This is a genomic window from Micromonospora echinospora, from assembly GCF_014203425.1.
Taxonomy (GTDB): Bacteria; Actinomycetota; Actinomycetes; order Mycobacteriales; family Micromonosporaceae; genus Micromonospora; species Micromonospora echinospora_A.
In genome coordinates, this window is sequence record NZ_JACHJC010000001.1 from 3,414,933 (window position 1) to 3,428,326 (window position 13,394).

At 69.5% G+C, this 13,394-nt stretch carries 9 protein-coding genes; 5 read left to right on the forward strand and 4 right to left on the reverse strand.

The genetic code is table 11. The annotated features are described in order from the left end of the window. The first annotated feature begins 47 nt into the window (after positions 1-47). The 3 genes from FHU28_RS15945 to FHU28_RS15955 all read left to right on the forward strand — a co-directional run bounded on the left by FHU28_RS15945 (position 48) and on the right by FHU28_RS15955 (position 5,004). Positions 48-686 (forward strand): discoidin domain-containing protein, encoded by a 639-nt coding sequence (locus tag FHU28_RS15945; RefSeq protein WP_184684966.1) that lies wholly within the window; start codon positions 48-50, stop codon positions 684-686. 296 nt (positions 687-982) lie between these two features. Continuing rightward, the gene (locus tag FHU28_RS15950; RefSeq protein ID WP_184684968.1) at positions 983-2,176 is read left to right on the forward strand and encodes a hypothetical protein; all 1,194 of its coding nucleotides are present in this window, start codon (positions 983-985) and stop codon (positions 2,174-2,176) included. Further along, entirely contained in the window at positions 2,173-5,004 is a 2,832-nt protein-coding gene (locus tag FHU28_RS15955) for a right-handed parallel beta-helix repeat-containing protein (RefSeq protein WP_184684970.1), read from the forward strand. Before FHU28_RS15950 ends, FHU28_RS15955 begins: the two co-directional genes overlap by 4 nt. Positions 5,005-5,607: 603 nt before the next feature. On the opposite strand, the gene FHU28_RS15960 is transcribed toward FHU28_RS15955, so the two are convergent. The 4 genes from FHU28_RS15960 to FHU28_RS15975 form a co-directional block, all read right to left on the reverse strand. Then, complete coding sequence (locus tag FHU28_RS15960) at positions 5,608-7,041, reverse strand: GH1 family beta-glucosidase (protein WP_184684972.1); 1,434 nt, start codon at positions 7,039-7,041, stop codon at positions 5,608-5,610. Next, positions 7,038-7,937, reverse strand: a complete 900-nt coding sequence (locus tag FHU28_RS15965) for a carbohydrate ABC transporter permease (RefSeq protein WP_091427581.1) — start codon at positions 7,935-7,937, stop codon at positions 7,038-7,040. The genes FHU28_RS15960 and FHU28_RS15965 overlap by 4 nt, the downstream gene beginning before the upstream one ends. 10 nt (positions 7,938-7,947) lie before the next feature. Continuing rightward, the gene (locus FHU28_RS15970; protein WP_184684974.1) at positions 7,948-8,880 is read right to left on the reverse strand and encodes a carbohydrate ABC transporter permease; all 933 of its coding nucleotides are present in this window, start codon (positions 8,878-8,880) and stop codon (positions 7,948-7,950) included. 64 nt (positions 8,881-8,944) lie between these two features. Continuing rightward, the gene (locus FHU28_RS15975) at positions 8,945-10,216 is read right to left on the reverse strand and encodes an ABC transporter substrate-binding protein (RefSeq protein ID WP_184684976.1); all 1,272 of its coding nucleotides are present in this window, start codon (positions 10,214-10,216) and stop codon (positions 8,945-8,947) included. Positions 10,217-10,483: 267 nt separating this feature from the next. Between FHU28_RS15975 and FHU28_RS15980 the strand changes: the two genes are divergently transcribed. Then, positions 10,484-11,497, forward strand: coding sequence for a LacI family DNA-binding transcriptional regulator (locus FHU28_RS15980; RefSeq protein ID WP_184684978.1), 1,014 nt, complete (start codon positions 10,484-10,486; stop codon positions 11,495-11,497). 713 nt (positions 11,498-12,210) lie between these two features. Next, positions 12,211-13,338 (forward strand): hypothetical protein, encoded by a 1,128-nt coding sequence (locus FHU28_RS15985; protein ID WP_184684980.1) that lies wholly within the window; start codon positions 12,211-12,213, stop codon positions 13,336-13,338. Positions 13,339-13,394 lie beyond the last annotated feature (56 nt).

The following is a 13,394-nucleotide window of genomic DNA, read 5'->3' on the forward strand; positions in this document are numbered from 1 at the left end:
CGGCCGGCGAGCCCGCCGACCCGGCCAAGAGCACGGCGGACCCGCTGATGGTCGGTCCGGGAACCGCCACCTCGATCAGCAACGCCGGTGGGTACCGGCTGCGGGCCGGCTCGCCGGCCCTGGCCAGCGGCCAGGTCATGACGAACCCGGGCAGCCGGGACTTCTTCGGCGGAGCGGTCACCGCGGGATGCCGTCCCGACCGGGGGGCGCACCAGTTGACCACCACCTGCGCGCCCGGTGGCGGCGTCGTCCCGCGCACCGGCTGGTCGGTGCGGTACGTCGACAGCCAGGAGACGGCGGCCGGGAACGGGGCGGCGACCAACGCGTTCGACGGCAACCTCAGCACGATCTGGCACACGAAGTACACCGGCGGCAGTGACCCGGCGCCGCACGAGATCCAGATCAACATGGGCGCGAGCTACTCCGTTTCGGGCCTGCGTTACCTGCCCCGGCAGGATGGCGGCTCCGGCGTGGCCAACGGACGCATCGGCCAGCACGAGGTGTACGTCAGCACCGACGGCACCAACTGGGGAACGGCCGTGGCCACTGGCGCGTTCGCCAACGACGCGAGCCAGAAGGACGTCCGGTTCACCGCGAAGACCGGGCAGTACTTGCGACTGCGTGCCGTGAGTGAGGTCGCCGGCAACCCGTGGACGTCGGCCGCGGAGATCTACGCCCTCAACTGAGGCTCGTCCGTGCGTTCCTGGGGGAGTGACCGCACGGGACGGTAAGGCATGGGGTGGCCGCCACGGAGCGGGCACCCCTTGCCGTTATAAGCCGGCTGCGCCCCGGTGCCAGACGAAAGACGCATACGAACACCAAGTATCGGTCCGCTGAACAGGGATGACATGGTGCACTCCCGAAGAGTCGACGACTTCCGGAGTCAGTCTTCACCGAGCGGCGGCATAGGTCGGATCCTTGATCTGGCAGGGATCGGGTTCACGACTGCCTCGGGTGACCGAGGGCTCCTACGCTGAAATTTGTGGAAGATGTCGATGACGCCCGCGAGCTCGTTGAGCAGCGGATGCGCGTTACGGGGTTCGAGGAGGACATCCTCGACAAGGTCTTGGATCTGCTGGAACGCTTCGACACCGATCGGGAGAAGCTGTTCGAGGAGATGCTCTCCAAGCTGGAGCAACCGGGCTATGACGGCCTGACCGACCGGTGGGAGACCAACTGCGAGCAGGCCGAGGCGCTGATGGAGCGCCTCGAATCGGACATCCGGTCGGTGCTGGAGGACAGCCAGGCCAACGCGATGTCCGTCGACGAACGGTGGACCGCGGTCGGCCCGCGTGACTTCCTCGCCGGGGAGCGCAAGATCTGGGCGCAGGTCGCCCGGCTCGACGTCCCCGAGGTCGCCACGCTGATGAGCAAGGTCCTGGAGGCCGACCTCGCGCTCATCAAGAAGTGCGAGGAGGACCTCAAGAACGCGCGCAGCAACGACGCGATCGTCGAGCAGCTGCTCCTCAAGAACTTCGGCTCCATCCAGGACACGGTCAAGAGCCTGCTCGTCAAATACCTCCCGACCTCGGGCGCCCGCCTGGTCGTCCTCTTCATGAAGGACCCGTCGTCCAAGGAAGCCGCCAACGAGGCGATCAAGAACTTCGAGAAGCTCACCGCGGAGAACCTCATGGCGGCCAAGCAGAAGCGTGCCGCGAAGCAGACGGTGGTCGACAACATCAAGCTGCTGACCGCGGCCCGCGAACAGCTCGACGAGGACTGGATCGACAAGCTCTTCGCCCGCGGCGCCGAGGCGGCGGGGAACTGGCGCGGCATCGGCGCGTCCGGCGACTACCGGGCCACCGACTGGGACTGGATGAAGGAGAACGTCCTCGACCGAGGGCTCGACACGCGGGCCGAGGCGGCCAAGGAGCAGTCCAGCAAGCTCTACGACGAGCTCTTCCCCACGCTCGTGGAGGAGAGCACCAACGCCTTCGCCCAGCTGACCGATGATCCGGGCACGCTGGCGAAGTTCAACGAGGAGCTGGAGAATGCCTCGGAATCCCTGGAGTCGCTGCTGGCGACCGAGGAGGAATACGTCAAGGACCTGGCCGAGGGACCCTACAAACAGACGGGCCTCGCCGCGTTCGCGCAGGTCAGAGACGCGGTCAAGGTGGGCTTCAAGCTGCTCGCGGACAAGACGGAGGAAGCCGACGACGAGGTGAAGAAGTCATGACCGACCTCTTCGTCGCGGCGGGCGGCCCGGTCGGCGACGGCACCCGGGCCCGGCCGTTCCACGACCCGTGGCTCGCGCTGCGGCAGGCTGCGCCCGGCGACCGCATCCACATCGCGGCGGGCACCTATACCGGGCGTGGCGAGCGCTCCTCGTGGGTCGTCGACACCCCCGAGCTGACCCTGCTCGGCGGATACAGCCCCGACTTCGCCCGCCGTACCCCCTGGCAGACACCGACGGTCTTCGCGGCAAAGACCGGCCTGCGCGTCCCGAACGAGCCGAACATGCTCCAGGGCATCGGCGGCCACGACGGCCTCGTCCTGGACGGGCTGTTCTTCGACGGGGCCGGGCGCGACGACTACGACGAGCAGGGCGGCCTGAAGCGCGCCTCCTACGGGGACGGCCCGCTGGTGAGCCTGCGCGGCGAGCGCATCACCGTCCGCGACTGCTGCTTCGCCAACGGCAGTTCCGGCGCCGTCGAGCTCGGCGGCGACTCCGTGGTCTTCGAGAACAACATCGTCGTCAACTGCGTCGGCCTCAGCCTGCTCACCGTCCGCGACGGCGCCCCCGAGACCCCGGCCGCGGTCAGCCGCAACACCTTCGCCTTCGCCCACGACGACTCCGACCCGCCGCGCGGCTCCGGCGCCGACCGGGCCGTCGGCGTACGGGTCAACGGCGCTGCCGCGATCGCCGACAACGTGTTCGTCGGCTGCGGCAACGCGGCCGTCGCCTGCCTGCGCGACGTCGGGCAGATCGCCATCGACCGCAACCTGTTCTTCGCCACACCGCGCGACATCGTGCGCAGCCGGGTGTCGGGCGCGGAGGCCGAGCTCACCGAGGAGTACGCCGCGGAGCTCGAAGACGTCGGCCTGCGCTCGGCGGCCGGCAACACCGTCGGCGACCCACAGCTGACCGGGCTCCCGGCGGCGTGGCTCGACACGTACACGGTGGACGTCGCCGTCACGTACGAGCGCCCGCCGATCGTCGCCCTCAACGCGCTGCGGAAATCGGCCGGCCTCGGCGAGCTGTCGTCCACATCAGACCGTGATGTTCAGCGGCCCGTCATGCGCCGGCTCGCCCCGGCCGAGGTGCTCGCCCTCGCGGTCGGCGCGGCGTCGGGCGCGCACCCCGCCGACCTGGCGGCGCCGGAGCCGTTCACCGAGCTCCCGGCCGGTCCGGCGTACCAGGCCGTCGACTGGGCGCGGCTCTACGAGGCCGACCCGGCGCTCGCCGGAGCCCCGGTGCAGGTGCGGGCCGGGGTCGGCTTCGACCAGAACACGCAGATCCTCCCCGAGCTCGCGGAGACGCACATCGGCGTCGCCGTCTACGAGCCCGGCACCGACAACAGCCCGTGGTGGGCGCTCGCCCCGCGCTACGGCCTCGTCCATCACCAGACTGAGGAGGCCGTACGGTATTCGCGCGGCCTCGACGTCGAGTCCACGTACCTGCTCCGCGGCACGTATCGCCTCACGCCGCCCGGCGGGCGTCAGAGCGCCACCATCGTCCTCGACTCCCTCGCGCCCGTGCTCGACGTCACGGCCCCCGAACCGCCCCGGCCGGCCGGCCGCGACTGGTTCGTGCGGGCCGGATCCTCCGGCGGGGACGGCAGCCGCGAGGCGCCGTTCCGCGACCCGTTCCAGGCCCTCGAAAAGGCCGCCGAGGGCGACCGCGTCCTCGTCGCCGCAGGTGAGTACACGGGCCGCCTGCGGTCGGGCACGTGGCGCATCCCCGTACGCAACCTGACGCTGCTGGGCGGGTGGGACGCCGAGTTCGCCGCGCGCGACCCCTGGCGACACCCCGTGCGCTTCGTGCTCACTCCGGAGACCAAGGCGAAGGGCATCTTCGGCGATCCGGTGCTCACCGGCGAGGACTCGGGGGAGGGCCTCATCCTTGACGGGTTCATGTTCGACGGGGCGACCTACAACGCGTACGCCGACAGCGGCGCCCTCGACGCGGGCCATTCCCAGTCGGCGGCGCTGCTCGACCTGCGCGGCGGCAGCGGCGGCATCACCGTGCGCAACTGCGTTTTCGCCAACGCGGCGTACTGCGCCGTGCAGCTCAGTGCGGCGTACGGGACGTTCGAGAACAACGTGGTCGTCAACACGAGCGGCACCGCCGTCCGTATCCAGGCACCCGGCGCGGGCCCCTGGACCATCCGCGGCAACACGGTCCTGTTCGCCGCCGACCCCACCGGCCGGGCCTCGACCGGGCAGTCCACGACCGGCTGCCTGCTGGACATCTCCGGCCGGGGTGTCATGCGGGTCGCGGCCAACGTGCTCGCCTTCGCCGACAGCATCGCCGTCCGCGCGACCGTGCCCGACCAGAACCTGCTGCTCGACGGGAACGTGCTCGCCGCCAACCTGTACGCCGACCTCCACGACGGCCGCCACGTGCTCGTCGACGCCGAGAACCGCGACCGGGTGTTCCGCGACGCCCCGTTCGGCGCTCAGACCGGAACCCGGTTCGAGCTGCCGGCGGTGCCGGTCGACGCCGCGTACGCCGACCAGGCCGTCGGCCGCCTCTCGGCGCTGGCCGCCGCGATGCCGAAGGACGGGCTCAACGCCGCCGCGGCGGCGCTCGGCGTCTCGATCACGGCGCCGAAGACGGAGGCACCCGTCGAGGCGGCGCCCCCGGAGCCGAAGAAGGAACCGTCAGTGGCCGACCTGCTCGCGGACCTCGGCCGGGCCCGCAAGGCGTTCGAGGCGAAGGACGCGGCCCCGCCGGCCACAGACACTCCGCTGTACTGCCCGGTCTATCCGGTCGAGGCGGCGCTGAGGCTGGCCCTCGACGCCCCGCCAGGCGAGCCCGGCGCCCACGCCCCGCCTTCATGATCGAAGAGCTTGTTACATCCTGATTCCGCAGCTCATCTGGCTTGCTCCACCCACTCGCTCGAATCCGCGAGTAAGACGCGACGCACGTGGACCGGCAGGTTCGGGTGGCCGGCGACCGCGTGGCGAGCAGTCCCGCCACGAGGTCGGGCGGCGGTACCGGATGCGGTAGCCGGGCGTAGTAGGTCGAGCAGGCAGCCGCACGAACCTCGTCGACGGAGTCGGTGAGCAGGAGTCGCCGGTCCGGTCCGGGGGCCTGCGTCCACCACCGTGCGAGGGTGGCCCGGACCGGCGGGTCAGGGTCCGTGGCGAGCCGGGCGAGCAAATCGGCCGGTACGTCGTCGCGTTCGGCGAGGTGTCCCCGTACCAGCCTGTCCGGATCGTCGATGAGTCGCTCGTACAACTCGCGGGGCGCGCCACGGGCGCCGACAACCAGGGCAGCCCGGACGGCGGGATCGGCGTGGGCAGCCAGCCGCATCCGGACGGCGTTCGGCAACTGGCGGTTGAGCGCCTGACGAGTCAACCAAACCGACTCCACCGAAACCGGGGCGGTTCGTTGCCGGGTGACCGCGCATACCGTTGCCGCCACGAGCCGCGGGCGGCGCTTCAGGTGGAGGTGCGTTCCCGCCACGCCCGCAAGCGGTCACGCAGCCAGTGGTAGCTGGCCTTGGGCGTACGGGATCCGGTGCCGTAGTCGACGTGGGCCAGACCGAAGCGGGGCCCGTACCCGCGGGCCCACTCGAAGTTGTCGATGAGCGACCAGTAGAAGTACCCCCGCAGATCGAGCCGGTCGTCGACGGCGGCCGCACGGGCCGCCGCCGCCAGGTGCCCGGCCACGAACGAGATCCGTTCCGGGTCCGGCTCGGGTCCGTCCCGCAGGTCGGCGCAGCCGTTCTCCGTCACGTACACGGCAGGCAGGCCCGGGTAACGGTCCGCGAGCCCGGTCAGGGTGTCGAACAGCCCTTGCGGCTCCACCGGCCAGCCCAGGTCGGTGGTGGGCAACCCGTCCGGCCGTAGCTGCCGGACCCCGATGTCGAACGCGCTGCGCAGCGCCGGGTCGGGCTGCTCGTACGGGGCGTCGGCGACGTGCACCCGGTAGTAGTAGTTGACACCGAGGAAGTCCAGCGGCGTGGAGATCACCGCCAGGTCACCGTCCCGGCGGAACGACAGATCGCTCACCCCGGCGTAGAGCCGCTCGAACCCGGGCGGGTACGCGCCGCCCAGCACCGGATCCGTGAACTGCCGGTTGAGCATGAGGTCCTGCCGATCTGCCGCCGCCCGGTCGGCCTCGGTATCGCTGGCCGGCACGGCGGGGGAGAGGTTGAGCGTGATGCCGACGCGCGACCGCGGGCCGGCGGCGGACCGGACTGCGGCGACCGCCCTGCCGTGCCCGAGCAGCAGGTGGTGGGCGGCGGCCAGGGCACCATGTCCTTCGGCGGTGCCGGGAGCGTGCCGGCCCTCCGCGTAGCCGACCATCGACGAGCAGTACGGCTCGTTCAGCGTGATCCAGTCCTGGACCCGGTCGCCGAGGACGCCCGCCACCGCGGCGGCGTACTCGGCGAACCACTCGGCGGTGTCCCGTACCCGCCAGCCACCCTCGTCCTCGAGCGCCTGGGGCAGATCCCAGTGGTACAGCGTGACGAACGGCCGGATGCCGTGCCCGCACAGGGCGTCGACGAGCCGGTCGTAGTAGTCGAGGCCTCGCCGGTTCACCGCGCCCCGCCCGGCCGGCATGACCCGTGGCCAGGCGACCGAGAAACGGTAGGCGTCCACGCCGAGGCCGGCCAGCAGGTCCACGTCCTCCCGCCAGCGGTGGTAGCTGTCACAGGCGACCGAGCCGGAGGTGCCGTCGTCGACGGCACCGGGGCGGCGGCAGAAGGTGTCCCAGATCGACGGCCCGCGGCCGTCCTCGTCGACCGCCCCCTCGATCTGGTACGCCGCGGTGGCGGCGCCCCAGCTGAAGCCGGCCGGCAGGTCCGGCAGCTCGGGCAGGTCCGGCCGGGTTGCGGCCGCGGCGGCGCCTTCGGATGTGGTGGTCATCCCTTCACCGCCCCCTGCATGATGCCGTCGACGAGATGCCGGCCGAGGAGCATGAAGACGACGAGGATCGGCAGCGTGGCGAGCAACGTGCCGGTCAGCGTCAGGGTGTAGTCGGTGGTGTAGCCGCTGGCCAGTGCGGAGAGCGCCACCTGCACGGTCGCGTTGTTCTGCAGCACGACCAGCGGCCAGAAGAAGTCGTTCCACGCCTGCATGAAGGTGAACAGCCCGAGCACCGCCGCGGCGGGGCGGGCCGCCGGCAGGACGATGTGCCAGTACAGGCCGAACGTGCTGGACCCGTCGACGCGGCCGGCCTCCAGCAGTTCGTCGGGTACGGCGCGGCCGAGGTACTGGGTCATGAAGAAGACGCCGAACGCGGTTACCAGCCCGGGCACGATCACGGCGGTGAGGCGCCCGGTCCAGCCGAGGTCGGCCATCAGGATGTACAGCGGGATGATGCCGAGCTGGTGCGGCACCATCGAGGTCGCGATGGCCACGACGAGAAGCGCCTTTCGGCCTCGGAACCGCAGTTTGGCGAAGGCGAACCCGGCCAGGGTCGAGAAGAACACCACGGAGACGGTGATCGAGCCGCTGACGATGAAGGAGTTCACCAGGGCTCGGCCGAAGTCGGTCGTGTCGAACACGCGCGCGATGTTGTCGAAGAGGTGCCCGCCGGGCACCAGGGCTGGCGGCACCTTCGTGACGGCGTCGCTGGTCTGCGAGGACACGACGATGGACCAGTAGAGCGGGAAGACCGACCCGGCCACGACCGCCAGCAGGGCGCCGTAGCTCCAGACCGAGCCCTTGCGTGGGTACCCGAAGCTCCGGCGCCGGTGGGACCGGCGTGGCGGCGGCGAGGGTGTGGTGCCGGTCTGAATGGGGTCCGCGAGGGTGGTCACGGCGTTCTCCTCAGTCCTCGTCCTTGGCGATGCGCCGGGTGAGCAGGAAGTTGATGATCGCGAAGATGGCGATGACCAGACAGAGCGTCCAGGCGACCGCCGAGGCGTAGCCGAAGCGGAACTCCCGGAACCCCTGCTCGTACATGAACAGGGCGACGGTCTGGAACTGCCGGTCGGAGCCGCCGGTGGGCGTCTGGGAGCTGGCGAACAGCAGGGGTTCGGCCATGATCTGCAGGCCGCCGATCGTCGAGATCACCGTGGTGAAGATGATCGTCGGCCGCAGCATCGGGACGGTGATCCGCCTGAACTGCTGAGCCTGCGACGCGCCGTCGAGGTCGGCGGCCTCGTACAGGTGGTGCGGAATCGCCTGCATCGAGGCGAGGTAGATGAGGGCGTTGTAGCCGGTCCACCGCCAGGCGACGATGAACGAGATGGCCAGGTGGGAGCTCCAGGTGTTGGCCTGCCAGTCGATCGGGCCGATGCCGACGAGGCCGAGCGCCCAGTTGACCATGCCGAAGTCGCGGCCGAAAAGCTGGGTGAAGACGATCGTCACCGCCACGATCGAGGTGACGTTGGGCAGCAGCACGCCCATCCGTAGCGTGGTGCGGGCCCGCAGCCGGTGGTTGAGCAGGTGGGCGATCCAGAGCGCGGCGAGCAGTTGCGGCACGGTGGACAGCACCCAGATGCTGAGTGTGTTGCCCAGGGCGTTCCAGAAGTACGCGTCCTGCAGCATCTCGCGGTAGTTCGCGAGGCCGACCCAGCGGTGCGACCCGGAGTCGAGCAGGTCCCAGTCATTGAACGAGACGTACGCCGTGTACAGCAGCGGGAACAGCCCGAACGCGCCGAACAGCAGGAAGAACGGCAGGATGTAGAGGTAGGGCGAGCCCTTGGTGTCGAGCCGGCTCAGGCCGGCCCGCCGGGCCTGGTGGAGGTAGGTGGCCATCGTCGATCCTTCGTCGCCGGGCGCCGCCGGCGGTCAGGGGCGACCGCCGGCGGCGCGGGTCGAGTTACTTGGCGAGGCGCTCGACGTCGCTGACCATCTGCTTCCAGGACTCGTCGGAGCTTTGCTTGCCCTGTTCGATGCGGACGAGGGCGTCGCGGATGGTGGTCTGCACGTCTCCGGCTCGCGGGCCCTGGTGCTGGGGCTTGAGCTGCTTCGCCGCGGTGGTGAAGAGCTGGCCCACCGGTGCGTTGTTGAAGAAGGCGTCCTTGTACTGGGCAATGTCGGGCTTGTCGTACAGAGCCGGGATGGACGGCAGGTTGCCCCGCGCGGTGAACACCTTGGCCTGCTGTTCCGGGGCGGTCAGCCACGCCGCGAGCTTCTTGGCCTCCTCGATGTGCTTGCCCTGCTTGGGAACGGTGAGGTACGAGCCGCCCCAGTTGCCGCCGCCGCCCGGGACGCTCGCCACGTCCCACTTGCCGGCGGCGTGCTTCGCCTGGTCCTTGATCTTGGTCATCATCCAGGCCGGACACGCGATGGTGGCGAACTGGTCCTTCGCGAAGCCGTTGTTCCACTCCTGCGAGCTGCCGATCAGCTTGGCCGACAGGTTGCTCTGGATCGCCTTCACCGTCAGGTCCCAGGCCTTTCGGACATCGGGGCTGGTGCCCACGACGATGGCGTTGTCCTCGTTGTAGTACCCGACCGGGGCCTGGCCGATGATGGCGTTGAACAGTTGGCCTCCGCCATCGAAGAAGGCGCTGCCGGCCGGGGCCTTCGCCGCGTACCGCTTGCCGAACTCGATGTACTGGTCCCAGCCGCTGCCCCAGGCGGCCGACACCTGGTCGCGGTCGAACGGCATGCCGGCCTTCTCGAACAGGTCACGCCGATAGCAGATGGCCAGGCCGCCGACGTCGGTGCCGTACCCGACCTGCTTGCCGTCCTTGGCCAGCGACGCCGCCCACTTCCAGTCGAGGTACTCGGACTGGCGGTCCTTGCCCAGGTCGACGAAGAGGTTGCCCCGCTCGCGCATCTGCGCGATGAAGCCCGTGTCGACGCCCTCGATGTCGCCCGCGCCGGAGCCGGTGGCCAGGTGGGTGATCAGGTCGCGATGATGGTCGTTGTAGGCGGCCGTGCGCTCCTGGATCGTGATGTTCGGGTGCGACTTCTGGTACTCGGCGTACAGGTCCTGGTACCCGAAGTTGCCGAACAGGTTGACGTTCAGGGTGATCTTTTCGTTGCCGCCGCCGGAGCCTCCCTCGGTGCCGGTGCCACACGCGGTCAGCAGTACTCCGGCGGCCAGGGTGGCCGCCGCCAGTCGCAACAGTCGGTTTGGGTGCATGCCAGGGAACCCTTTCGTGCGCTGTAACCGGTTACCTGAAACCGGTTACATTGTCGGCGAAGCGATGGTGGTGGGGGTGGGTGGAGTTGGATGAAGATCGGATGCCGGCCGAGTTGCGGGTGATCGCCGGCGAGCGCCTTTCCTGGGAAGTGTGAACGGGTTCGGCTAGGGGGTGTCAAGTTACGAAAAGGTAACGGTCGATGCGGGTTGACCGGCGGACATCGCTGGCGCTACGGTCGTGAAACCGGTTACAGAGAAGGCACCACATTGACCACTATCAGGGAGTTGGCGCGCCGCTCCGGCGTGTCCGTCGCCACCGTGTCCCGCGTCTTCAACACCCCCGAGGTCGTCAGCCAGCACACCCGCCAGCGCATCCTCGACCTGGCCGCCGAGATCGGCTACCTGCCGAACGGGTCGGCCCGGACGCTCGCCACGAAGAAATCCAACATGGTGGGCCTGGTATGGGACACCGACCATCGCCGCCCTGGATGGCGCCACCCATTCCTGCAGGAGATCCTCGTCGCGCTCAAGACGGCGCTCAGCGCGAACGGGCTGAACCTGCTCATGCTCGCCGGCCACGACGCGGCGGGGCCGGACGACGGGCAGCGATACGTGCGCGCCGTCCGCCAGCACAACCTCGACGGCGCGGTCATCATCGACAACGGCACCCGGGACCCGGCCGTGCTCGCCCTCGTCGAAGCCCAGGTGCCGTGCGTCGCTCTCGACCTGCGGGTCGACGGCCCGACGTCGACCTACATCACCTCGGACAATGCCGGCGGCGCGGCGCTCGCCGTGCGCCACCTCGTCGAACGCGGCCACCGGCGCATCGCCACCATCACCGGCCCGCTGCGAACCTGGCCGGGAGCCGAACGGCTCGTCGGCTTCCGGGCCGCGCTGGCCGGGGCCGGCCTGCCGCTCGCCGACGGCCACGTCGTCGAGGGAGACTTCTATCTCGACGGCGGTCACGCCGCGATGGACCGGCTGCTCGCCCTCGACGACCGCCCTACCGCAGTGTTCGTCGCCGGTGACGAGATGGCTGTCGGCGCGATGCGGGCGGCCCAGGCGGCCGGCCTACGGATCCCCGACGACATTGCGATTGTCGGCTTCGACGACATCGAGGTGGCCGCGCTGATCCCGCCCGGGCTCAGCACCGTCGCCCAGAACAAGCCCGGCTTCGGCACGGCCGCCGCCGAGGCGCTGGTCGCCATGCTGCACGGCGGCGACGACCCGCCCAAGCCGACCGTGTTGCCGACGACGCTCGTCGTCCGCGGCACCACCTGACCCGAACCGCGCGACGTCGGCGCCGTCCCGCTCGCTTGACTGGTGTCGGCTGTTGTCTCGAAGCTCGCTGACGTCAGCCAACAGGGCTTCGTCGCGTCACCGCATGGCACCGGATGCCATCGCGGTGACGTCGGCATGCATCCCGGGGGCTGAGACTCGAATCCCACCCGAAGCCTGCTGACCAGGGCATCGTGCTCGGTGACCTCTTCGGCGAGCCCGAAGGTTCATGCAGCCGGGTTTCCTGACCGACGCGACGTTGTCCGGGCGGGGGAGGTCAGCTAGACCTCGGGTCCCTAAAGTCTCTGGCAGGCGCTGCCGCGCAGATGGTCAACCGGTGCTCTCAGACACGGGTGCGGATGGCCCTGACACTTGCCATCACTTCCGAGGCCGCGATTGCAGGGGTTGGGATGGATCGGGGAGACAGACGCACACGCGGAGCGGCTCGGGCAGTTGTTGCCGTACTTGCGTCCGCGCTGCTCGGGCTGGCTGGCAATTTAGTCACCAACCGCGTCGACCTGCCCGGTGAGCGGTGGCTGCTCGTGCTGCTGGGCGCCTTCCTGTTGCTGCTTGTGGTGGTTGCGACGGTAGAGGTGCGTTCTCGCAGCGACGGGTCGGCCGTGGCTCCAACGGCGACCGCTGAAGATTCCGCAGGGCGCCGGACCTCCGATGGTTGTACTTGTGAGGCGCCGCTCCAAGAGCTCCAGGTGCGTACAGTGCCTCACCAGCCGGGCCCGTGGCCGCTGCGGGCGCTGGCCGAGTTGGAAAGCAGGCGGTACTCGGTATCAGACAACCGCGTAAGGAAGGTGTTCGGCGCATCTGGCTGGGAAGGAACGCTGCGGAGGCTGTACCCCGAAATCCCGTTGGTGTCGCTGGGCGGCTGCACGTTCCCGATCTGGGCTGAGGTCGCGGCACCCGAGCTCAGAGGCGACCTCGACTCAGCGATTGGAAACATCACCGATCACGTCCGGCCTGACAGGCGTCGGTACGACGCGGAAGGTCGGGGTTTCGACCACCGTGGCAGGGCGGAGTTCCGACGCACCTACTGGCGGCGCGACGAAGTTCGGCGGTTCAACGCGGAGACGTTCGCGCTCGACAACATCGAGCGCCACGGGCCCGGCAGGTTCCGCATTCATGCCCGCTACGGCACCTACTTTCAGTCGGTGGCGACCTCGGAAATGCTTGAACGCGAGTTCATCGACGTTGTGAGTCGCCGGCCGAATGCCGTGTGGTCGTTGAGCGACTTCCCGCGACGTGCCTGGCTGCGAGAACGGGCTGACGGAAATGAACTCTTCAATGGCACCCACCGGGCGGCCGCCTTGTCGGTGGCGGCAGTAATGATCGTGAAGGAGAAGCAGGGGTACAGCGCGCTGTTAAGCCGGAGATCCGGGGACGTCAAGACGCATCCGGGCTTCCAGCATGTCTTTCCCTCCGGAATCCTCGCGCCGACCAGCTCCCGGTACGGCAGTGAGCGCGCGGAGTACTCGGTGAAACGAGCCTTCCTTCGCGAGTTCGCCGAGGAGCTCTTCGGGTACGACGACCTTGCCTACGACAGCCGGGACCTCCGCGATCCACTCGGTGGCATCTGGCCGATCCAGCACCTGCTTAACGCCACCCAGCCCGGACCCATGGGGGAGCCACCGGCGGTCGAGATCAGATATACCGGCATCTCGGTGCCGCTACTTACCCTCCGCCCCGAGGTGTACGTCCTCGTGCTGGTCCGTCAGCCAGGCTGGTTCGATGAGCTGGTGAGCGGAGCGGAGCTCAGGTGCCGACGGCACGGATTCAACCTGAACTGGGAGTTTGAGGACGACCGAGACGACATCGACGCGCCGCAGCTATAACCCGATGGTGGACCCGCTGGTGCGAACGACTCGGACCCGGTCAGGGACCCGCCGGT

What these genes read in the sequence shown, in the direction of transcription:
- FHU28_RS15975 (WP_184684976.1), bottom strand. Translation starts at nt 10,216, where the DNA reads ATGCACCCAAACCGACTGTTGCGACTGGCGGCGGCCACCCTGGCCGCC.
- FHU28_RS15960 (WP_184684972.1), bottom strand. Translation starts at nt 7,041, where the DNA reads ATGACCACCACATCCGAAGGCGCCGCCGCGGCCGCAACCCGGCCGGAC.
- FHU28_RS15955 (WP_184684970.1), top strand. Translation starts at nt 2,173, where the DNA reads ATGACCGACCTCTTCGTCGCGGCGGGCGGCCCGGTCGGCGACGGCACC.
- FHU28_RS15970 (WP_184684974.1), bottom strand. Translation starts at nt 8,880, where the DNA reads ATGGCCACCTACCTCCACCAGGCCCGGCGGGCCGGCCTGAGCCGGCTC.
- FHU28_RS15945 (WP_184684966.1), top strand. Translation starts at nt 48, where the DNA reads ATGGTCGGTCCGGGAACCGCCACCTCGATCAGCAACGCCGGTGGGTAC.